Annotated in this window: 18 protein-coding genes; 8 read left to right on the forward strand and 10 right to left on the reverse strand. The window is 63.4% G+C overall.

The features are described 5' to 3' along the window. The first annotated feature begins 63 nt into the window (after positions 1–63). From C8N35_RS16425 to C8N35_RS16455, 7 genes are all read left to right on the forward strand, one after another. The gene (locus C8N35_RS16425; RefSeq protein WP_107990840.1) at positions 64–1,620 is read left to right on the forward strand and encodes an ABC transporter substrate-binding protein; all 1,557 of its coding nucleotides are present in this window, start codon (positions 64–66) and stop codon (positions 1,618–1,620) included. A 136-nt stretch (positions 1,621–1,756) separates the two neighbouring features. Next, a complete protein-coding gene (locus C8N35_RS16430; protein ID WP_107990794.1) occupies positions 1,757–2,698 on the forward strand; it encodes an ABC transporter permease in 942 nt (313 codons plus the stop codon). Beyond that, positions 2,698–3,582 (forward strand): ABC transporter permease, encoded by an 885-nt coding sequence (locus C8N35_RS16435; protein ID WP_107990795.1) that lies wholly within the window; start codon positions 2,698–2,700, stop codon positions 3,580–3,582. Before C8N35_RS16430 ends, C8N35_RS16435 begins: the two co-directional genes overlap by 1 nt. 3 nt (positions 3,583–3,585) lie before the next feature. Beyond that, a complete protein-coding gene (locus tag C8N35_RS16440) occupies positions 3,586–5,283 on the forward strand; it encodes an ABC transporter ATP-binding protein (protein ID WP_107990796.1) in 1,698 nt (565 codons plus the stop codon). A 5-nt stretch (positions 5,284–5,288) separates the two neighbouring features. Then, positions 5,289–6,449 (forward strand): M20 aminoacylase family protein, encoded by a 1,161-nt coding sequence (locus tag C8N35_RS16445; RefSeq protein ID WP_107990797.1) that lies wholly within the window; start codon positions 5,289–5,291, stop codon positions 6,447–6,449. A 32-nt stretch (positions 6,450–6,481) separates the two neighbouring features. Continuing rightward, the gene (locus C8N35_RS16450) at positions 6,482–7,612 is read left to right on the forward strand and encodes a M20/M25/M40 family metallo-hydrolase (protein WP_107990798.1); all 1,131 of its coding nucleotides are present in this window, start codon (positions 6,482–6,484) and stop codon (positions 7,610–7,612) included. A gap of 113 nt (positions 7,613–7,725) precedes the next feature. Beyond that, entirely contained in the window at positions 7,726–8,559 is an 834-nt protein-coding gene (locus C8N35_RS16455; RefSeq protein WP_107990799.1) for a DUF2066 domain-containing protein, read from the forward strand. Between the two features lie 69 nt (positions 8,560–8,628). Here C8N35_RS16455 and C8N35_RS16460 read toward each other — a convergent pair whose 3' ends face one another. From C8N35_RS16460 to cyoA, 10 genes are all read right to left on the reverse strand, one after another. Continuing rightward, positions 8,629–9,468 (reverse strand): carbohydrate ABC transporter permease, encoded by an 840-nt coding sequence (locus C8N35_RS16460; protein ID WP_107990800.1) that lies wholly within the window; start codon positions 9,466–9,468, stop codon positions 8,629–8,631. Continuing rightward, complete coding sequence (locus C8N35_RS16465; RefSeq protein WP_107990801.1) at positions 9,465–10,358, reverse strand: carbohydrate ABC transporter permease; 894 nt, start codon at positions 10,356–10,358, stop codon at positions 9,465–9,467. Before C8N35_RS16465 ends, C8N35_RS16460 begins: the two co-directional genes overlap by 4 nt. An 83-nt stretch (positions 10,359–10,441) precedes the next feature. After that, positions 10,442–11,707: an ABC transporter substrate-binding protein gene (locus C8N35_RS16470; RefSeq protein WP_107990802.1), complete on the reverse strand. Its 1,266-nt coding sequence runs from the start codon at positions 11,705–11,707 to the stop codon at positions 10,442–10,444. Between the two features lie 8 nt (positions 11,708–11,715). Further along, positions 11,716–12,843 (reverse strand): ABC transporter ATP-binding protein, encoded by a 1,128-nt coding sequence (locus C8N35_RS16475; protein ID WP_107990803.1) that lies wholly within the window; start codon positions 12,841–12,843, stop codon positions 11,716–11,718. Further along, entirely contained in the window at positions 12,840–13,625 is a 786-nt protein-coding gene (locus C8N35_RS16480) for a DeoR/GlpR family DNA-binding transcription regulator (protein ID WP_210203558.1), read from the reverse strand. Before C8N35_RS16480 ends, C8N35_RS16475 begins: the two co-directional genes overlap by 4 nt. A gap of 187 nt (positions 13,626–13,812) precedes the next feature. Continuing rightward, positions 13,813–14,625, reverse strand: a complete 813-nt coding sequence (locus tag C8N35_RS16485) for an SURF1 family protein (RefSeq protein WP_210203559.1) — start codon at positions 14,623–14,625, stop codon at positions 13,813–13,815. Continuing rightward, complete coding sequence (gene cyoD, locus C8N35_RS16490; RefSeq protein ID WP_107990805.1) at positions 14,622–15,023, reverse strand: cytochrome o ubiquinol oxidase subunit IV; 402 nt, start codon at positions 15,021–15,023, stop codon at positions 14,622–14,624. Before cyoD ends, C8N35_RS16485 begins: the two co-directional genes overlap by 4 nt. After that, positions 15,020–15,652 carry a cytochrome o ubiquinol oxidase subunit III gene (gene cyoC / locus C8N35_RS16495; RefSeq protein ID WP_107990806.1) on the reverse strand — a complete coding sequence of 211 codons (633 nt, stop codon included), beginning with the start codon at positions 15,650–15,652 and terminating at the stop codon, positions 15,020–15,022. Before cyoC ends, cyoD begins: the two co-directional genes overlap by 4 nt. 4 nt (positions 15,653–15,656) lie before the next feature. Next, entirely contained in the window at positions 15,657–17,654 is a 1,998-nt protein-coding gene (cyoB, locus tag C8N35_RS16500) for a cytochrome o ubiquinol oxidase subunit I (protein ID WP_107990842.1), read from the reverse strand. A 17-nt stretch (positions 17,655–17,671) separates the two neighbouring features. Next, on the reverse strand, positions 17,672–18,841 hold the full coding sequence (cyoA, locus tag C8N35_RS16505) for a ubiquinol oxidase subunit II (protein WP_107990807.1): 1,170 nt from the start codon (positions 18,839–18,841) through the stop codon (positions 17,672–17,674). A 235-nt stretch (positions 18,842–19,076) separates the two neighbouring features. Here cyoA and C8N35_RS16510 point away from each other — a divergent pair, with 235 nt between their 5' ends. Next, on the forward strand, positions 19,077–20,387 hold the full coding sequence (locus C8N35_RS16510) for an MFS transporter (protein WP_107990808.1): 1,311 nt from the start codon (positions 19,077–19,079) through the stop codon (positions 20,385–20,387). Positions 20,388–20,463 lie beyond the last annotated feature (76 nt).

Raw genomic sequence — 20,463 nt, forward strand, 5'->3', positions numbered from 1 at the left:
GATGCCCCGCGCGCGTCTTCGCGCCACTGGAACAGGACCGCGCGCCATGTGGCCGCCGGTCTGATGGCGGGTGTCATGCTGGCGGGAGCGAGCATGGGGACGGCCGCGCAGGCCGCGGAAAAGACCATCACGGCGGTGATGCACTCGGGGCTCCGGGTGCTCGACCCGATCATCACCACCGCGCATATCGTGCGCGACCATGGCTACATGATCTATGACGTTCTCGTCGCGCAGGATCACACCTTCACACCGAAGCCGCAGATGGCCGACTGGACGATCTCCGACGACAAGACCGTCTACACCTTCACGCTGCGCGACGGGCTGAAGTTCCATGATGGTTCCCCGGTCACGGCGGCCGACGCTGTCGCCTCGCTCAAGCGGTGGGGACAGCGCGATTCCGGCGGTCAGCTCATCTTCGACGTGACCGACAGCCTTGCGGCCAGGGACGACAAGACCATTGTCTGGACCCTGAAGGAGCCCTATCCGCCGCTCCTCGATACGATCTCCAAACAGTCGGCCGTTCCGCCCTTCATCATGCCAGCGAGCGTCGCGGCCACGCCGCCGGACCAGGCGATCACCAACCATATCGGCTCCGGCCCGTTCAAGTTCGTGGAGAGCGAGTATCAGCCGGGCGTCTCGGTGACCTACGAGAAGTTCGACGGCTACGTGCCGCGTGACGAGCCCGCCGACTGGATGGCCGGCGGCAAGGTGGTGAACGTGGACAAGGTGACATGGGTGACGATGCCCGACGCCCAGACCACCATCAACGCGCTGCTTTCCGGCGAAGTCGACTACATGGAACAGGTGCCGGTCGATCTGCTGCCGATCCTGCAGTCGAGCGAGGATGTGACGGTCGAGGTGCGCGATCCGCTCGGCTTTCAGTCCATCGGCCGGATGAACTTCCTCTATCCGCCGTTCGACAACGTGAAGGTCCGCAAGGCGGCGATGATGGCGCTGAGCCAGCAGGACGTGATGGGAACGCTGGTCGGCAACCCGGACTACTACAAGATCTGCGGGTCGATGTTCGGCTGTGGCACGCCTCTCGAAGACGAGACGGGCGCCGACACGCTGATCAATGGTGGCGATATCGACGGCGCCAAGAAGCTGCTGGCGGAATCCGGTTATGACGGCACGCCTGTCGTGCTGATGCAGCCGACCGACGTGCCGACGATCTCCGCCCAGCCGATCGTCGCGGCGCAGGCGCTGCGCAATGCCGGCTTCACTGTCGACATGCAGCCGATGGACTGGCAGACGCTGGTCACCCGCCGCGCCAGTCAGGCGAAGCCGTCGGAAGGCGGCTGGAACCTGTTCTTCACCAACTGGGCGGTGCCGGAGATCAATTCTCCGCTGATCAGCCCGATGCTGAACGGGCGCGGCAATGATGCGTGGTTCGGCTGGCCGACCGACGAGAAGCTGGAGGAACTGCGCAAGGAGTTCATCGCAGCCCAAACGTCGGAAGAACGCAAGGCGGTCGCCCACAAGATCCAGGCGCACGCGATGGATGTCGTCAACTACATCCCGCTCGGCCAGTTCCTGTCGCCGCAGGCGCGTTCCAACAAGCTGACCGACATGATCCAGTCGCCGGTGCCGGTGTTCTGGCAGATCAAAAAGGCCGACTGAGCGGAGGCGTTCCGCCGCATTCCGGACTGCGGTGATATATCGTCAGTTCCCCCGAAGAACGCGCGGCAGGCGCAAGCCGTGCCTGTCGCCGTGCAAAGCCCTGCTTTCCACTTCGTTGCCGAGGATCCTGCGGCCGATGATTGGCTATATTTTCAGACGAATCCTGGCGGTCGTTCCGGTCATGTTGATCGTCGCCGTCTTCGTCTTTCTGCTGCTGAGACTGACACCCGGCGATCCGGCCGCGATCCTCGCGGGTGACGCCGCAACGCCGGCGCAACTTGAACGTATCCGCACCTCGCTTGGTCTCAACGAGCCGATCTACGTGCAGTTCACCACCTGGGTGGACCAGCTGATGCACGGCAATCTCGGCATCTCACTCATTTCCAACACGCCAGTCGCGCAGATGATCGGCCAGCGGATCTGGCCGACGATCAACATCGCGATCCTGACCATAATTCTGTCGGTTGCGATCGCCGTGCCGATGGGCGTGGTCGCGGCATGGCGGCATCGCACATGGGTCGACTACGCGGTGATGAGCTTCTCGGTGCTGGGCTTTTCCGTGCCGGTCTTCGTCATCGGCTACGTGCTGATCAAGTTCTTCTCGATCGACCTGCGCTGGCTGCCGGTGCAGGGCTACACGCCGCCGTCGCAGGATTTTGGCAAGTTTCTCTCCCGCGCGATCCTGCCGTGCCTGACGCTCGCCACCATCTACGTTGCGCTGATCGCGCGCATGACCCGGGCGAGCCTGCTGGAAGTGCTGGGTGAAGACTATATCCGCACCGCTCGCGCCAAGGGGGTGAAGGAGAGGGTCGTGCTCTTCCGCCATGCGCTCTCCAACGCGGCGGTTCCGATCCTCACCATCATCGGCACCGGCTTTGCGCTGCTCATCGGCGGTGTGGTGGTGACCGAGAGTGTCTTCAATATCCCCGGTGTCGGACGTCTGACCGTCGATGCAATCCTGGCACGCGACTATCCGGTCATCCAGGGGATCATCCTGCTGATGAGCGGCACCTACGTCTTCATCAATCTGCTGATTGATCTCTCCTACAGCTTCTTCGATCCGAGGATCCGCTACTGATGACAGCCGCTCCTCAACCCGTTTCCGGCATGCAGACCGTTCTTGGCATGCTGTCCATGCCGAAAGGTCTGCGTCTCGGCGTCGGGCCGACGATCGCGGCCATCGTGCTTGCGATCATCGTCATCGCCTCCATCGCGGCGCCGCTTTACATCCCGCACGATCCGCTCGCCATTGATGCGCTTCACCGGCTCAAGGGGTCGAGCGAAGCCTATCTCCTGGGAACCGACGCCTACGGCCGGGACGTGTTCTCTCGCGTGATGATGGGCGGGCGCGTGTCGCTCTTCATTGGTGTGGGGGCGGCCATGGTCAGCGTCGCGCTCGGGCTGTTCATCGGCCTCGTCTCCGGCTTCTTCCGGGCGGCGGATGCCCTCGTCATGCGGATCATGGACAGTCTCATGGCGATCCCGTCGATCCTGCTGGCGATCGCGCTCGTGGCGCTCAACGGGCCGAGCCTGTGGTCGGTGATCAGCGCGATCACGATTCCCGAAATCCCGCGCGTCGTGAGGCTCGTGCGCTCGGTTGTGCTGTCCGTGCGCGAGGAGCCTTACGTCGAGGCGGCGATCGCGCTTGGCTCCTCCATGCCGAAGATCCTGTGGCAGCACCTGATGCCCAACACGCTGGCGCCGCTGATCGTGCAGGGCACTTACATCTGCGCCTCGGCCATTCTGGTGGAGGCGATCCTGTCGTTTCTGGGGGCGGGCGTCAGCACCGAGATCCCGACCTGGGGCAACATCATGGCGGAGGGCCGCCTCTACTTTCAGATCAAGCCGATGCTGATCTTCTGGCCCGGGCTGATGCTCTCGCTGTGCATCCTGTCGATCAATCTTCTGGGCGATACCGCGCGCGACCTTCTCGATCCGCGCCTGAAGAAGCGGGAGGCCTGAGCGATGGAGTTCAAGTCCCGCGATTTTGCCGGCGCGCCGACGCTGCTCTCGATCGAGAACCTGTCGGTCCGGCTCGCCGGAAACAGGGACGCCCGGCCTATTCTCGATGACGTGTCGCTGACGATCCGGTCCGGCGAGACCGCCTGCCTTGTTGGCGAGAGCGGGTCGGGCAAGTCGGTGACGTCGCTCGCGACCATGGGGCTGCTGCCCAAGGGCGTGCTGGAGGTGAGCGGCGGGCGTATCGTCCTTCAGGACAAGAACCTGCTTGATCTGGGGCCGCAGGCCATGCGCGATATGCGCGCGAGCCATCTTTCCATGGTCTTTCAGGAGCCGATGACGGCGCTCAATCCGGTTATCCGGGTCGGCGCGCAGATCGAGGAAGTGCTGGACGCCCATGTCAGGCTACCCAAGCACGAGAAGAGGCGCCGTGTGCTCGATATTCTCGATCAGGTCCATCTGCCGGAGGTGGAGCGGATCTATGCCTCCTATCCCCATCAGCTCTCAGGTGGCCAACGCCAGCGGATCATGATCGCGATGGCGCTGATCCTGGAGCCGCAGCTTCTCATCGCGGACGAGCCGACCACTGCACTCGACGTCACCACCCAGAAACAGATCCTGAGCCTGATCGCGGAATTGCAGGAAAAGCACGGCACGGCGGTGCTGTTCATCACGCACGACATGGGCGTGGTGGCGGAAATCGCCGACACGGTACATGTGATGAAGCACGGCCGGATCGTGGAGCAGGCGTCGTCGGGTGATCTCCTGCGGACGCCGAGGGAGGACTATACCCGCTCCCTGTTGCGCGCCGTGCCGAGCCTCGTGCCTCGACCGCCGCGCGCTGATGCGGGCAGCGAGCCGGTACTTCAGGTCGAGGGGCTGATGAAATACTACGGGCGCGGCGGCTGGTTCGTCAGCCGGGAGCCGACGAAGGCGGCACGCGACGTCTCTTTCGCCATTTCGCGCGGGCGTACACTCGGCATTGTCGGCGAGAGCGGGTCGGGCAAATCCACCGTCGCGCGCTGCATCATGCGGCTGATCGATCCGACGGACGGCTCCATCAAGGTGGGCGATACCGAGATCTCCACCCTGTCGCGGCAGAAGTTGAGGCCGCACCGCCGGCATATCCAGATCGTTTTCCAGGACCCGTTCCGCTCGCTGAACCCGCGCTGGACCATCGGGCAGAGCCTCATGGAAGGCCCGCTCAATTTCGGTCAGGCACGCGGTGAAGCGATGGCGCGGGCGCGGGAACTGCTTGCGCTCGTAGGCTTGCCGGAAGATGCGATCGACCGCTATCCGCACCAGTTTTCCGGCGGCCAGCGCCAGCGCATCGCCATTGCGCGTGCCATCGCGATGGAGCCGGACGTGCTGGTGGCCGATGAAGCCGTTTCCGCGCTCGACGTGTCGGTGCAGGCGCAGGTGCTCGATCTGCTTGACGAACTGCAGAGAAAACTCGGGATCGCGATCCTGTTCATCACCCACGATCTGCGGGTCGCGGCACAGATCTGCGATGAGGTCGTCGTCATGCAGAAGGGGCGGATCGTCGAGCACGATACGGCCGCCAACGTTCTGGGCAACCCGCGTAACGCCTATACCCGCTCGCTCATCGAGGCAGCCCCCGGCCGTGGCTGGGACTTCGCCAATTTCCGGGCGCTGCCATCCGCTTCAGTTGAGAAGACCGACCTTCAAGTCCCTACGGAGTAACCTTCATGACCGTCCTGCCGAAGATCACGACCTATGCGGAAGAACTGACCGCGGTCCGCCGCGATATCCACGCCCACCCCGAGATCGGCTTCGAGGAGCAGCGCACATCCGCCATCGTCGCCGACATGTTGGCATCCTGGGACATCGAGGTTCATCGCGGGATCGGCAAGACCGGCGTCGTCGGCGTGCTTGAGGGAAAGGGCTCGGGCACGCGTACCATCGGGCTGCGCGCCGACATGGATGCGCTGCCGATGGACGAGCAGACGAACCTGCCTTACGCCTCGCAGAATCCCGGCCGCTTCCACGGCTGCGGGCACGATGCGCACACCACCATGCTGCTGGGCGCGGCGCGCTACCTGAGCGAGACGCGCGATTTCGATGGCCGCGTGGTCTTTATCTTCCAGCCGGCTGAAGAGGGGCTCGGCGGCGCGCGGGCGATGATCGAGGACGGGCTTTTCAAAAAGTTCCCGTGTGACGAGATCTACGGCATGCACAACGATCCGGGTGCGGAGGAGAATACCTTCACCATCAAGCCGGGCGTGGCGATGGCAGGCGCCAGTCTCTTCGAGATCACGATCACCGGTGTCGGCAGCCATGCGGCGCATCCGCATCAGTCGCGCGATCCGATCGTCGTCGTGACGCAGCTCGTGCAGGCATTGCAGTCGATCGTCAGCCGGAACGTGGACCCGACCGAGGCGGCGGTGCTTTCGGTCACCCAGATCCATTCGGGTTCCGCCTACAACGTGGTGCCCGAAAAGGCGATGATCACGGGGACCATCCGTTATTTCTCCAACGACGCGCGCGACACCATGCACGCCCGGGTGGAAACGATCTGCGCCGGTCTGGCGCAAAGCTTCGAAGTCGATATCGACGCGAAGGTCTGGCAGATGTTCGCGCCTCTCGATAACGACGCGGATCTCTCGGAAGCCTACCTGAAGGCCGCGCAAGACGTCGTCGGTGAGACGAACGTGCGTTACGAGAGCAAGCTTGTGACGGGGAGCGAGGATTTCGCCGACATGCTGGCGGTCGTGCCGGGCGCCTATTGCCGGATCGGGCACAAGGGCTCGGTTCCGCTCCACAATCCGGGCTTTGTCGTCGATGACGACATGCTGCCGGTCGGCGCCTCGATCATGGCCCGCCTCATCGAGACGCGGTTGCCGCTTTAGTTTTTCCAGCATGTTCTGCGAAGGTGATTGCCATGGACTACAAGGCCCTGCCTTTTGATACCGACGAGATGATCGCCGGCCTGAGACCCTGGATCGAGTGCGAAAGCCCGACCCACGATGCGGCGGCCGTCGACCGGATGATGGATCTGGCGACCTATGACTTCGCCGCAGCCGGCGCCGAGATAGAGCGTATCCCGGGCCGCATGGGCTTTGGCGGGTCACTGCGCGCGAAGTTTCCCCACAAGGACATGGGTAAGCCCGGCATCCTGATCAGCGGGCATCTCGACACCGTCCACCCGATGGGCACGCTCGACGTGCTGCCCTTCAAGGTGGAGGACGGGCGCTGCTACGGGCCGGGCATCCAGGATATGAAGGCCGGCAATTTCGTGAGCCTGGAAGCCCTGCGGCAGCTTGTTAAGGCGGGTATCGAGACGCCGCTTCCCGTTACCGTCCTGCTGACACCCGACGAGGAGGTCGGGACGCCATCGACCCGCAATCTGATCGAGCAAGAGGCGGCAAAGAACAAGTACGTCTTGGTGCCGGAACCCGCGCACCACGACGGTTCCGCGGTGACGGGACGCTATGCGATCGCGCGCTTCAATATCAAGACGACGGGCCGGCCGAGCCATGCCGGCTGGTCGCTCAAGGAGGGGCGCTCGGCGATTGCCGCCATGGCGCGCAAGATCCTCGAGATCGAGGCCATGACGACGGATGACTGCACCTTCTCCGTCGGCGTCATCCATGCCGGGCAGTGGGTCAATTGCGTGTCGTCCTCGTGCGAGGCGCAGGTGCTCTCGATGGCCAAGCGCCAGCACGATCTCGACGAGGGCGTGAAGCGCATGCTGGCCCTCTCCGGCGAGGAAAACGATGTGATCATCGAGGTCACGCGCGGGGTGACGCGGCCGGTGTGGGAGCCGGATGAAGGCACCATGGCGCTTTACGAGGTGACGAAGAAGATCGCATCGGAGATCGGCTTCGACCTTCCCCATTGCAGTGCGGGCGGCGGCTCGGACGGCAATTTCACCGGCGCCATGGGCATTCCGACGATCGATTCCGTCGGCGTGCGCGGCAAGGGGCTGCATACGCTCACCGAGCACATCTATGTCGACAGTCTGGTCGAGCGTGCGCAGTTGATCGCGGGGCTGTTGCTCAGGCTGACGTGAGTGGTGCGTGGCGGAACTTCATCGCATGTTTGCTGTGGTCATGATCACATATTCTCGCTCATACTGAATGGATGCCCGGGACGAGGAAGGCGGATGAATGGGGAGGGTGATGCATGCGCGCATTCTTCAAGGTACTTTCGTGTCCTGTTCCTGCATTCCTTGTGCTGGGGCTGTCGGCCCAGATTTCCCTCGGGGCGACGGCGATCGATGATGCCGATCTTTACAGTGCTACCACCTTCGTCACCGGACAGCGCGAAGAGACGCGGGTGCCGGGCATCAAGGCGACGTTTGCGAGCGTGCTCGTAAAGGTGACCGGCGCGACGAAGATCCTGGAAAGAAAGGCCTTCGCGGCCTATGCCGCGAAGGCGGGCGATTACGTGTCTGGATACGGCTATCGCGACCGGATGGAAGGAATTCCTCATCACGACGAACAGGGCTCGCGCGACCGCCCCTATGATCTGACGGTTCATTTCGTGCCCGCGAAGATCGACGGGATCATCAAGGAACTCGGGTTTCGCAAGTGGGCACTTCCCCGTCCGATCATCACGCCGCTCGTGAAGGTCGAATTTCAGGGCAGCAGCTTCTTCATGACGAGAGACGCCGAGAAAGGCGTCGGCCAGCGGGACGCCCTTCTGGCGGAGGCGGAGAAGCTGGGGATGGCGGTCGCCTTGCCGCACGCCGCCACGCTCGACGGCATGGATGTCGGTCCGCCGAATATCGAGGGCCCTTCGCAGGCAGCCCTCGAGAGCGTCGCAGAACAAACAGGCGGTGACACCGTTTTGAGCTGTGTTCTCGTCTGGGACGCGGAGAAACTCGTCTGGAACTCCAGCTGGCGGATCATGGTCGGCGGTCAGGCGCGGCAATGGCAAGAGGCGACCGAGACCTTCGATGGCGCGTTTCGCGCGGGTCTGGGCGGAGCGGCCGCGTTGCTTTCCAGGGTCCGCTGACCGCTCCGGATCAATACGTTGAGCATATTCAGCTCAACCAGATCGATTCAATCTGGCCCGCAAAGTGCGCTAGCGAATTCCGGCACGCAGGAAGGCCTGAACGAACTGGCGCTGGAAGATCAGGAACGCGACCAGCAGCGGCGCGATGGTGAGCAGGGTCGCGGCGCTGATGACGGAGATATTTACCCCGCTCTCCGGCGCACCGAAGAGCGACAGGCCGACGGTGAGCGGGCGCGTTTCCACGGAATTGGTGATCACCAGCGGCCACAGGAAGTTGTTCCAGTGGGTCGCGACCGAGACCAGCGCATAGGCGAGATAAGTCGGCCGCGCGGCCGGCACGTAGACCTTCCATAGAACGCCCGCCCAGGAACAGCCCTCGATGCGGGCGGCTTCCTCAAGCTCCTTGGGAACGGATTTGAAGGCCTGGCGCAGCAGGAAGATGCCGAAGGCGCTCGCCATGTAGGGCAGGCCGATGCCGAAGACCGTATCGGCGAGGCCAAGCTTCGACACGATGGCGTAGTTCTCGACGATCAGCACTTCCGGCAGGATGAAGAGCTGCAGCAGCACCAGGATGAAGACGACGTCGCGGCCCGGGAATGCGAAGCGGGCGAAGGCGAAGCCCGCGAGCGTGCACAGCACAAGCTGTCCGGCGAGCACGATCGTCACCAGCATCACCGTATTGAAGACATAGCGCAGCCATGGCGCCCGTTCCCAGGCGGTGGCGAAGTTCTCCAGCGTCCAGGGCGCGGTCAGGTCGAAGGAGACCGCGGCGTGCGGTGTGTGGAAGGCGGCCCATGCGGCGAACAGCAGCGGCGCGATCCAGGCCAGTGCCAGAACAAGCGCGCCGGCCGCGTCGAGATCGATCCATCTGGTGCGCGTATGCCTTGGGGCAATTGATGCGGTGCTCATCTGTAATGCGCCCTGCGGTCGATCACGCGGAACTGTATGGCGGCGACGATGCCCAGCACGATCAGCACGAGCACGGTCATAGCGGCGGCGTGGGGGGCGTCGAAATAGGAGAAGGCCATTTCCCAGATCCAGTAGAGGATGAGCTTGGAGGCGTTGTCCGGCCCGCCCTTGGTCAGGATGAAAAGGTGGTCGATCAGCTTGACGGAGTTGATCAGCGCGTTGACCAGAATGAACAGCGTCGTTGGCATCAGCAGCGGCAGCAGGACGCGGCGGGTGTAGGTCCAGCGGCCGGCGCCCTCGATGCGGGCCGCTTCGTGCAGGTCCGGCGGGATGGTCTGGAGTGCCGCCAGATAGAAGATCATGAAGAAGCCGCTCTCCTTCCAGATCGTCACTACGATGATCGCCCACAAAGCGGTGTCGGGCTGGCCGAGCCAGTTGGTCGGGCCGAAGCCGAACAGGCCGGCGATCTTGTCGATGACGCCGATGCCGGGGGTATAGAAGAACAGCCACAGGTTGGCGGCCGCGATCATCGGCAGCATGGTCGGGGTGAAATAGGCCGCACGCACGAAGCCGCGCGCCGGAATGCGGGCATTGGCCCACAACGCCATGCCGAGCGCGATGGCGGTGGAGACCGGTATCGTCACGCCGGCATAAAGAAGGTTGTTGGTGACGACTTTCGCGAATGTGGGATCGGCGAAGAGCTGGGTGTAGTTGTCGAGGCCGGCGAAATGGGCGGGCCGGCGGTTGGTGCCGCGGGAGAACAGGCTCGCCCAGGCGGTGGCGCCGGCAGGGATGAAGGCGAACAGCGACATGAGCGCCACCGCCGGGGTAAGCAGCAGCCAGCCGTAGAGCGCGTAGCGCCTGGTTTCGTGGGATCGGCCTGCGGTCATTCCGTCATGTCTCCATGCCCGCCTTCAGGCGCGGCAGGGGAAGGATCCGGAGGCGGTACGGACCGCCTCCGGCATCGGTGGGCTCAGCGGTATGGCTGAAGGAGACGCTCGGCAGTCGCCTGGGCTTCCGCCAGAGCGTCCTTCGGTGTCTTGGAGCCGGTAAGCGCTGCCTGGATGGCATTGTTCAGCGCTTCACGGACCCGGGCGGTCTCGTAGGTGGAGAACTCCGGAATGGCGACCTTCAGCTGGTCACGGGCGACGACGGCCTGCGGGAACTCGGCGGCGTAATCCTTCAGAGCCGGGGTGTCGTAGGCGGCCGGACTGACGCCGACATAGCCGGTGGCGATCGACCACTGGGCGGCCTGCTCGGGCGCGGTCATGTACTTGATGAGCTTGAGGGATGCTTCCTGCTGCTCGGGCGTCGCGCCCTTGAACAGGTAGAAGTTGCCGCCGCCGGTCGGCGAGCCAGGCTGTTCGTGCTTGGGAAGCATGGCGACGCCGAAGTCGAAGTCGGCACCCTTGCGCACGGCGGTCAGGTTGCCGGTCGTGTGCCACATCATCGCCGTCTGGCCCTGCAGGAAGGCCTGGCGCAGCGTGCCCCATTCGGTCGTGCCTTCCGGCATGACCTTGGCGTCGGTGGCCAGCGACTTCCAGAACTCCAGCGCCTCGACCACTTTCGGATCGTCGAAGTGGGTCTTCGTGCCGTCACGGCTCATCAGTTCCTTGCCGTTCTGGATCGCGAAGCACTGGAACATCCAGTAGGGATAGCCGGTCGAGGGGATCTCGATGCCCCAGCGGCCTTCCTTCGTGAGCGTCTTCGCGTCCGCGACCATCTCTTCCCAGGTCGTCGGCGCCTTCTCCGGATCGAGCCCGGCTTCGCGGAACATGTCCTTGTTGTAGTACATGACGATGGTGGAGCGCTGGAACGGCACGCCCCAGGTCTTGCCATCGATCTGGCCGTTGGCCATCAGCGCCGGGTAGAAGCTCTTCAGCCACTGCTTGTCCGCGTCTGTCTTGGCGACATCGTCGAAGGGGATGATCAGGTTCTGCTCGATGAGGTCGTAGGCATCGATGGAGAACATCACCGAAAGCTGGGCCGGTTCGCCGGAGCGGATCGCCGACAGCGCGCGCACGCGGGTGTCGTCGTAATTGCCGGCATAGATCGCGTTGACGTCGATATCCGGGTTCTTCGCCTCGAAGCCCTCGATCATGTTGTCGACGACCTCGGTCAGCGGACCGCCGACGGAGATCGGGTAGTACATGGTCAGCTCGGTCTTGGCGTAGGCGGTAACGCTCGTTACCGACATCGCCGCTGCGAGCAGGGCCGCTCGCGTGAAATTCCTCGTCATGGTGGGTGTCACTCTTGCTCTGCTGCGCATGAACCGGGGGCCGTAGAGGCCACCTCGCCGCTGGGTGCGCTCTTGTTCCAGGCGGCGGGATCGGAAAGTCCGGGCAGGCGGTTGCCGCTTTCCCGGTCGAAGAGATGAACGTCGGCCCAGTCCCAGGCGAGGCCAACGGAACTGCCGGGCGAGAGATCGACCTCGCCCGCCAGACGGGCGGTCAGCGTGCCTTCGCCGGGCATTTCCAGAACGACGAAGGTCTCCGCGCCAAGGAATTCGCTCTGGCGAACCGACCCGTGAACGATGGCGTCGTGCGTTCCCGCGAGGCGGACGCTTTCGGCGCGCAGGCCGATGGTGACGGCCTCGGGATCGGGAAAGTGCCCCGTCACCGCGGCCACGGCGGTGCCCGGCAGGAGAGACATCGGGGGACTGCCGACGAAATTGGCGGCAAAGGAAGTGGCCGGGCGCTTGTAGAGTGCGGCCGGGCTGCCCGATTGCTCGATACGTCCATTCTTCATCAGCACGACCATGTCGGCCATGGTCATGGCTTCTGTCTGATCGTGGGTGACGTAGATCACCGTCATGGCGAGCCGGCGTTGCAGGGCGCGGATTTCCTGGCGCACCGAATGACGCAACTTGGCATCAAGGTTGGACAGCGGTTCATCCATCAGACACAGCGGATGGTCGGCGACGACCGCACGTGCGAGTGCCACGCGCTGACGCTGGCCACCGGAAAGTTCGCCCGGCTTGCGGTCTTCGTAGCCTTCGAGACCGGTGAGGGCGAGGGCGCGTTTCAGCCGCGCGTCACGGTCGTCGCGAGCGATCTTGCGCACCTTGAGACCAAAGACGATGTTCTCCGCGACGCTCAGATGGGGAAACAGCGCATAGGACTGGAAGACCATCGACAGGGAGCGTTCTGCCGGCGAGGCGTATGTCGCGTCGCGGCCGTCGATCAGGATGCGGCCGCTGTCGGCTTCCTCCAGGCCGGCGATCAGGCGAAGCGTCGTAGACTTGCCGCAGCCGGAGGGGCCGAGCAGGACGACGAAGGCGCCGCGCGGGACCGAGAGGTCGAGATTGTCCACGCCGAGGCTTGCGCCCCAATGCTTCGAAATGCCCTGCAACTGGACGAAGGGAGTGTCGGTCAAAGCGCGTCTCCTCCGGCAATGCCCAGATCGGCGGCGATGCGGACATCGGCCTGCGCTTCATCCAGAAGCCGCACGAGATCAGGCTCCGGCGGACCGTCGAGCACGATGATGTCGGCATCCGACAGGCTGCCGCCGTGGGCGGGCGCGGGACGGCCGAACTTGGAGCGATCCGCGACAAGGATCGCCTGTCGGCAGCTTTGGCGGATCGCTTCGCGGGCCTGAACCTCGGCGCGGTCGAAATCGACAAGCGTGCCATCCGGCTCGATGCCGCCGACGCCGAAGATGCCGAAATCGGCGCGATAGGAGTGGAAGAGGGTTTCGGTTTCCGCACCCAGGAGATCGCGGTCGGGCAGGCGGAGCATGCCGCCGGGAATGAACACCCGGTTGGAGCCGCTCGTGCTGAGCCGCATCGCCGCGTTCAGGTTGTTGGTGACGACGGTCAGGTCCTCGTGCCGGTCGAGTGCCTCGGCGACCATTTCCAGCGTGGTACCGATGCCGATCAGCACCGAGGCCCGGTTCGGGACGAGATTGGCGACCTCTGCCCCGATCCGGCGCTTGGCTTCGGCCCGCGTCACTCGGCGTGCGTCATAGGGAACGTTGAGGGTGGGATCGAGGTTTTCCACCCCGCCATGTCGCCGGCGCAGAAGGTTGGCGTCGCACAGTGCGTTCACATCCCGACGGATCGTCTGCGGGGTCACGGCGAACTGCTCGGCGAGCTGGTCGACCGACACGAAGCCGTTCTGGCGCACCAGGGCGATGATTTCTGTTTGCCGGCCCGTCATGTTCATTCGCGTCTGACTTTGGTTCAATCGAAAGGCGATTGATCCCTAGACCCCGTCGATTGCAGTGGGGTGACGGTTGAATGACGTTCGTATGAAACTCTTCGCACGCTGGGGCAGGAGGCGCGGCAATGAGACCTGCTTGATCAAAAAGCGCTCAAAAGGTCGATCCGGAGCGGTTCCCTGTCGCTCAGGTGGTTCCGCCGGGACGGAAAGCGTTCCGGCGCCTGCGTGCGCGGCGTTCCTCGCGCACAAGATAGAGCCCGGCCGCCAGAGACATCAGCGACAGGGTGAACCAGGTGATCGCGTAGGAAAGATGGTGGTTGTAGAAGCTGACTTTCGTCAATCCGCCCACGGGATAGCCGCCAGGATTGGGAGCAGCGCCGGCATCGATGAAGTAGGGGGCGACGTTCTTCAGGCCTCGGGCCTTCGCGATCGCCGTGACATCGCGGGAGTACCAGCGCCCGCCCGCCGGATCGTTGGAGCGAAGGAAGCCGCCCTTGGGCTCACTGATACGAAGCAGGCCTTCCACGCTGGCGGTGGCGTCGAGCAGTCCTTGCGCTCGGGTGGCCGGGTCTTTTCGCTCGGGCGGAACGAAGCCGCGATTGACGAGCACGGTGAAGCCGCGCGCGCTTTCAAGCGGCGTCAGCACCCAGTAGCCGCTGCCCAGATCGGTTGCGGCGCGCACGAGCGTTTCTTTGTCGTTCAGGAAGTGGCCGGTAACGCGAACGTGGCGGTATTCGTCGCCGTCGCGGGAGATCGTCGGCCAGGTGTCGGGCCCCGGAGCAGGTTTCGCGGGCTGGTGAACGCGGGTTTCGACCCGGTCGATCAGATCGAGTTTCCAGGCGCGGCGCTGGACCTGCCAGACGCCAAGGGCGGAGCCCGCAACTATTCCGATCAGGATAAAGACGCTCACCAGCGCGAGCGCCCCTTTTTTGCGATGATGGCGCGGGGAGGGCGCGTCGCCGCCACCGCTGCCCGCGCCATCATGGGTCTGCTTCACGGCAATTGGCTCATGTCGTGTTGGGGCATCATGTTGACGTTCAGGTGGTACATGACCCACAGCGAGCCGGCCAGCGTGATCGCCACGACGATGATCGTGAAGATCAGCGAGAGAAGGTTCCAGCCGCCTTCCGACCTGGCGTCCATGTGCAGGAAGTAGATCATGTGGACCACGATCTGGATGACCGCCATCGCCATGACGATACCGACGGTGGTGTGCTTGTCTAGCGTCCCCGTCATGACGAGGTAGAAGGGGATCGCCGTCAGGATGACGGAGAGGATGAACCCCTTCATGTAGCCGCCGAGCGTGGCGTGCGCGGGGGCGGTGTCGTGGTGGTCGCCGTGGGTGTCCCCATGGCTGTCCCTGGGGGCGTCCATGACGTGCTCTTCAGCGCTCATCGCAGCATTCCCATCAGATAGACGAAGGTGAAGACGCCGATCCAGACGACGTCAAGGAAGTGCCAGAACATGCTCAGGCACATCAGGCGGCGGCGGTTGGCTTCCACAAGGCCGTGCTTGGCGATCTGGGTCACCAGCGTGAAGATCCAGACGATGCCGAAGGAAACGTGCAGGCCGTGGGTGCCGACCAGCGTGAAGAAGGACGACAGGAAGGCGCTGCGCTGCGGTGTTGCGCCCTCGTGAATCAGTTCCGAGAACTCGAAGAGTTCGATGGAGATGAAGGCGAGGCCGAACAGCGCGGTGATCAACAGCCAGGTCTGGGTGCTGCGTCGGTTGCGGTTCTGCATCGCGATGACGGCAAAGCCGTAGGTGATGGAGGAGAGCAGCAGCATGGAGGTGTTGAGGGCCACCAGCGGCAGTTCGAACAGATCCTTCGGCGCGGGCCCGGCGGCATAGTTGCCGCCGAGAACGCCGTAGGTCGCGAAGAGGACCGCGAAGATCAGGCAGTCGCTCATCAGGTAGATCCAGAACCCCAAGAGGGTGCTGGAGCCTTCCGGATGGGCGTGCTCGGTTTCGTGGTGATAGATGCGCGTTGCGGTGTCCTGCGCGGCGCTTGCAGTTGCTGTCATGTGATCAACCCTGTGCGGCGAGGATGCGCGTGCGTTCGTTTTCCGTCTTCTCCACCTCTTCGGCGGGGATGTGGAAATCACGCTTGTAGTTGAAGGTGTGGCCGATGGCGACGGTGAGGAGGCCGATGAAGCCCAGCGCCGCAAGCCACCAGATGTACCAGATGAGCGCAAAGCCGGTGATCAGGCTGAGGCCGGCCAGGATAATGCCGGCGCCCGTGTTCTTGGGCATGTGGATCGGCTTGTAGCCCGTCAGCGGCCGCTTGTAGCCGTGCTGCTTCATGTCCCACCAGGCGTCGAGGTCATGCACGACGGGTGTGAACGCGAAATTGTAGTCCGGCGGGGGCGAGGAGGTCGCCCATTCCAGCGTACGCGCATCCCAAGGGTCGCCCGTGGTGTCGCGCAGCTGCTCGCGCTTCATGTAGCTGACGACGAGCTGGACGAGGAATGCGCCGATGCCGACGGCGATGAGCCCCGCACCGATCGCCGCAATCACGAACCAGATCTGCAGCGAGGGATCGTCGAAGACCCGCATGCGCCGGGTCACGCCCATCAGGCCGAGCACGTAGAGCGGCATGAAGGCCACATAGAAGCCGATGACCCAGCTCCAGAACGAGATCTTGCCCCAGAACGGATCGAGCTTGTAGCCGAAGGCCTTCGGGTACCAGAAGTTGATGGCCGCGAAGAGCCCGAACAGCACGCCGCCGATGATCACGTTGTGGAAGTGCGCGATCAGGAACAGCGAGTTGTGGAGCGAGAAGTCGGCCGGCGGAACCGCCAGCATCACGCCCGACATGCCGCCGATGACGAAGGTCAGCATGAACGCCACGGTCCACATCATCGGCAGGTCGAAGCGGATGCGGCCCTTGTACATCGTGAACAGCCAGTTGAACATCTTCGCTCCTGTCGGGATCGAGATGATCATCGTGGTGATGCCGAAGAAGGAGTTCACGCTCGCGCCAGAGCCCATCGTGAAGAAGTGATGGAGCCAGACGAGGTAGGACAGGATGGTGATGACGATGGTGGCGTAGACCATCGAGGTGTAGCCGAACAGGCGCTTGCCGCAGAAGGTCGAGGTGACTTCCGAGAAGACGCCGAACATCGGAAGAATGAGGATGTAGACCTCCGGGTGGCCCCAGATCCAGATGAGGTTCACGTACATCATCGGATTGCCGCCGAAATCGTTCGTGAAGAAGTTCATTCCCACGTAGCGGTCGAGCGACAGCAGCACCATGACGGCGGTGAGCACCGGGAAGGCGGCGACGATCAGCACGTTCGTACAAAGCGCCGTCCAGGTGAAGACCGGCATCTGCATCATCTTCATGCCCGGTGCGCGCATCTTGATGATCGTACAGATCAGATTGACGCCGGACAGCAAGGTTCCGACGCCGGCGATCTGCAGCGACCAGATATAGTAATCGACGCCGACGTCCGGGCTGTAGGCGATATTGGACAGCGGCGGGTAGGCGAGCCAGCCTGTGCGGGCGAATTCGCCGATGAACAGCGACATCATCACCAGCACGGCGCCGGCGGTCGTCATCCAGAAGCTGAAGTTGTTGAGGAACGGGAACGATACGTCGCGGGCGCCGATCTGCAGCGGCACGACGTAGTTCATCAGCCCCGTCACGACCGGCATCGCCACGAAGAAGATCATGATCACGCCATGGGCGGTGAAGACCTGATCATAGTGGTGGGCGGGCAGGTAGCCGTCCGATCCGCCGAACGCGATCGCCTGCTGCAGGCGCATCATGACGGCGTCGGCGAAGCCGCGCAGCAGCATGATGATGCCCAGGATCATGTACATGATGCCGATGCGCTTGTGGTCGACGGTGGTGAACCATTCGCGCCAGAGGTAGCCCCACAGGCGGAAATAGGTGATTGCGCCGAGGACGACGATGCCGCCGAGCGCCACCATCGCGAAGGTGGCCACAAGGATCGGTTCATGCAGGGGCAGCGAGTCGAGGCCCAGCCGACCCAGCAAAAAGGATGTCTGTTGGTGGTTCATCATGGTTTTTGACAATCTCAGATGTTGTCAGGCCGGGGGGCGGTGTGGGACGAGGCCGGCGCGGAAATCGGTGTGGGGGCCGGCGTGGAGACGTTGGAGTGTCTGGCCGGCTGCTGCTCCTGCACGGTCTTGCCCGCAGCGCCGGCGCCGCGCGTGCCGAACGGATCGGTATCCGTGCACAGGCTGGCGACATAACTGGGCTGGGGACCGAAGATGGCACCTCGACGCTGGTGCTTGTCGTATTCAAGCTCCTTGGGCAGGACGTTGTGGATGCCCTCAAGGCCGAGGCCGCCCTTGCCGTCGATGGCCATCATCTCGCCCATGCACATCTTCGCCGGGTCCACGCACATGTTCAGGATGCGCTGGTAGAGATCATCCTGATATCCGGCGTAATAGGTGGCCGGGACGTTTTCGCTCGGGCGCTCCAGGGCGAAGTAGGCCTGCCGGTCGAGCTTCTGATCGGCATCACGCACTTTCGCGACCCACTGTTCGAAATCGTCGTTCGACATCCCGTGGAACTTGAAGCGCATGCCGGAGAAGCCGGCGCCGGAGTAGTTGGCGGAGAAACCGTCATAGACACCCGGCTTGTTGATGACCGCGTGAAGCTTCGTCTCCATGCCCGGCATCGCGTAGATCTGGCCGGCGAGCGCGGGGATGAAGAACGAGTTCATCACCGAGGACGCGGTAATTTTGAAGGTGATCGGGCGATCGACGGGGGCTGCCAGCTCGTTGACCGTCGCAACTCCGTATTCGGGGTAGAAGAACAGCCATTTCCAGTCGAGGGCGACGACCTCCACTTCGAGAGGTTTCACGTTCTCTGGAACAGGCTTGCCTTCGGCGATACGGTCGAGCGGCCGATAGGGGTCGAGCATGTGGGTGGTGACCCAGGTGATCGAGCCGAGACAGATGATGATCAGCAGCGGCGCGGCCCAGATGATCAGCTCCAGTTTCAGCGAATGATCCCAGTCCGGCTTGTAGTCCGCGTCATTTCCCTTGCGATATCGCCAGGCGAAAAAGACGGTGAGGGCCATGACAGGCAGCACGACGATGAGCATCAGCAGGGTCGCGACCACAATGAGGTCGCGTTGCTGAATGGCCATGTCGCCCGCTGGGTTCAGGACGACGAGGTTGCACCCCCCCAGGAGGGGCAGGAGGGGGAGGACGAAGAGCGCGCGGATCCGACTCAAGACGTTACCCGTGTTTCAATTGAAGAACGCGACTGGTGTGGCCGCAGGCAGACGCAGCACACCAAAGGTCATTGATAATTCGCAACAGTGACGGTTTGTCGCGCCGTTATAGAGCGCCGAAAGCGGGGAAGAGAAGTCAGGGCTCCTACAGTTGCATGAACTTACCTAACGTCGGATACTCGTTCGGGCCTGAGAGGTGCGGCCAGTCCGTACCGGGAGGAAATAGGGGCCAAGAATGGAAGTTACGTCGGGTTTAGTAGGGGTTAACCCCAATGTCGCTTCGGGTGGAGGACATGCCGTTCGTCCAGGCGATATCGCCACAGGTGTGATCATTGGTCGCACTTCAGAATTTTTCGATTTCTTTGTCTACGCTATCGCGTCGGTTGTGGTGTTTCCGCGACTCGTCTTCCCGTTTGTCGATGCGCTGACAGGGACGCTCTACTCCTTCGCCATCTTCGCGCTCGCCTTTATCGCTCGTCCGATCGGCTCTGCGCTGTTCATGGCGCTTGATCGCGCACACGGGCGCGGGGTCAAGCTGACGGTTGCGCTGCTTCTTCTGGGAACATCCACCGTCTGTCTGGCTTTCCTGCCCGGTTACGGGCAGATCGGAGCCGCGTCGATCATGATCCTGGCGATCCTGCGGATCGGGCAGGGCGTCGCGCTTGGAGGAAGCTGGGACGGGCTCGCGTCGCTGCTGTCGCTGAGCGCGCCTGCCGGCAAGCGTGGCTGGTACGCCATGGTGCCGCAGCTCGGCGCGCCGCTCGGCCTCATGGTGGCAAGCGGGCTCTTCGCCTACCTCGTCAGCCAGCTCTCGGCGGATGATTTCTTCTCCTGGGGCTGGCGCTATCCCTTTTTCGTGGCCTTTGCGCTCAATGTGGTCGCTCTCTTCGCCCGCTTGAGGATCGTGGATACGGATGAATTCCGCCGGCTTTTCCAAAGCCGGGACCTTCAGCCCACGCCGGTCATATCGACCGTGCGGGCGCAGGGCAGGGCTATCGTCATCGGTGCCTTCGCTCCGCTGGCGAGCTTCGCGCTCTTCCACATGGTAACCGTCTATCCGCTGTCGTGGGTGTTCCTGGTCAGCGGACATGAGACGGCGGAATTCCTGATGATCGAGGTCGTCGCGGCCATGGTCGGGCTTGTGACCATCGTGCTGTCTGGATGGATTGCGGACCGGATCGGACGGCGCCGTCTGCTCGCATGGTGCGCGGTTGCGATCGCGCTGTTCAGCGGCCTCGCTCCTGTGCTTCTCGACCAGGTGGGCACGGGCGATGTCGTTTTCATGTTGGTCGGGTTCGCCCTGCTCGGGCTGACCTTCGGGCAGTGCTCCGGCGCTGTGGCGTCGAGCTTTCCCAACGAATACCGCTACACCGGCTCGGCGCTGACGTCCGATCTGGCGTGGATGTTCGGGGCAGGTTTCGCGCCCTTCGCGGCGCTCTATCTTTCGAGCACCTTCGGCATTGCGATGGCGGGTCTCTATCTGCTGTCGGGTGCCGCGTGCACGCTGATCGCGCTCGCGCTGAACCGCAAGCTTGCGGATTCATGATCCGCGTGTGAGGGGTGGCAGTCGAACGCCCTCGCGTGTCGGTGACCGAAGACGATTCCGGCGGCCGTTCATTGCG

The sequence above is a fragment of the Breoghania corrubedonensis genome (assembly GCF_003053845.1).
Lineage (GTDB): Bacteria > Pseudomonadota > Alphaproteobacteria > Rhizobiales > Stappiaceae > Breoghania > Breoghania corrubedonensis.

Excerpts from the sequence above, each read along its gene's own strand:
- C8N35_RS16425 (WP_107990840.1), top strand. The coding sequence starts at position 64 with ATGGCGGGTGTCATGCTGGCGGGAGCGAGCATGGGGACGGCCGCGCAG.
- C8N35_RS16430 (WP_107990794.1), top strand. The coding sequence starts at position 1,757 with ATGATTGGCTATATTTTCAGACGAATCCTGGCGGTCGTTCCGGTCATG.
- C8N35_RS16435 (WP_107990795.1), top strand. The coding sequence starts at position 2,698 with ATGACAGCCGCTCCTCAACCCGTTTCCGGCATGCAGACCGTTCTTGGC.
- C8N35_RS16440 (WP_107990796.1), top strand. The coding sequence starts at position 3,586 with ATGGAGTTCAAGTCCCGCGATTTTGCCGGCGCGCCGACGCTGCTCTCG.
- C8N35_RS16445 (WP_107990797.1), top strand. The coding sequence starts at position 5,289 with ATGACCGTCCTGCCGAAGATCACGACCTATGCGGAAGAACTGACCGCG.
- C8N35_RS16450 (WP_107990798.1), top strand. The coding sequence starts at position 6,482 with ATGGACTACAAGGCCCTGCCTTTTGATACCGACGAGATGATCGCCGGC.
- C8N35_RS16455 (WP_107990799.1), top strand. The coding sequence starts at position 7,726 with ATGCGCGCATTCTTCAAGGTACTTTCGTGTCCTGTTCCTGCATTCCTT.
- C8N35_RS16460 (WP_107990800.1), bottom strand. The coding sequence starts at position 9,468 with ATGAGCACCGCATCAATTGCCCCAAGGCATACGCGCACCAGATGGATC.
- C8N35_RS16465 (WP_107990801.1), bottom strand. The coding sequence starts at position 10,358 with ATGACCGCAGGCCGATCCCACGAAACCAGGCGCTACGCGCTCTACGGC.
- C8N35_RS16470 (WP_107990802.1), bottom strand. The coding sequence starts at position 11,707 with ATGACGAGGAATTTCACGCGAGCGGCCCTGCTCGCAGCGGCGATGTCG.
- C8N35_RS16480 (WP_210203558.1), bottom strand. The coding sequence starts at position 13,625 with ATGACGGGCCGGCAAACAGAAATCATCGCCCTGGTGCGCCAGAACGGC.
- cyoD (WP_107990805.1), bottom strand. The coding sequence starts at position 15,023 with ATGAGCGCTGAAGAGCACGTCATGGACGCCCCCAGGGACAGCCATGGG.
- cyoC (WP_107990806.1), bottom strand. The coding sequence starts at position 15,652 with ATGACAGCAACTGCAAGCGCCGCGCAGGACACCGCAACGCGCATCTAT.
- cyoB (WP_107990842.1), bottom strand. The coding sequence starts at position 17,654 with ATGAACCACCAACAGACATCCTTTTTGCTGGGTCGGCTGGGCCTCGAC.
- C8N35_RS16510 (WP_107990808.1), top strand. The coding sequence starts at position 19,077 with ATGGAAGTTACGTCGGGTTTAGTAGGGGTTAACCCCAATGTCGCTTCG.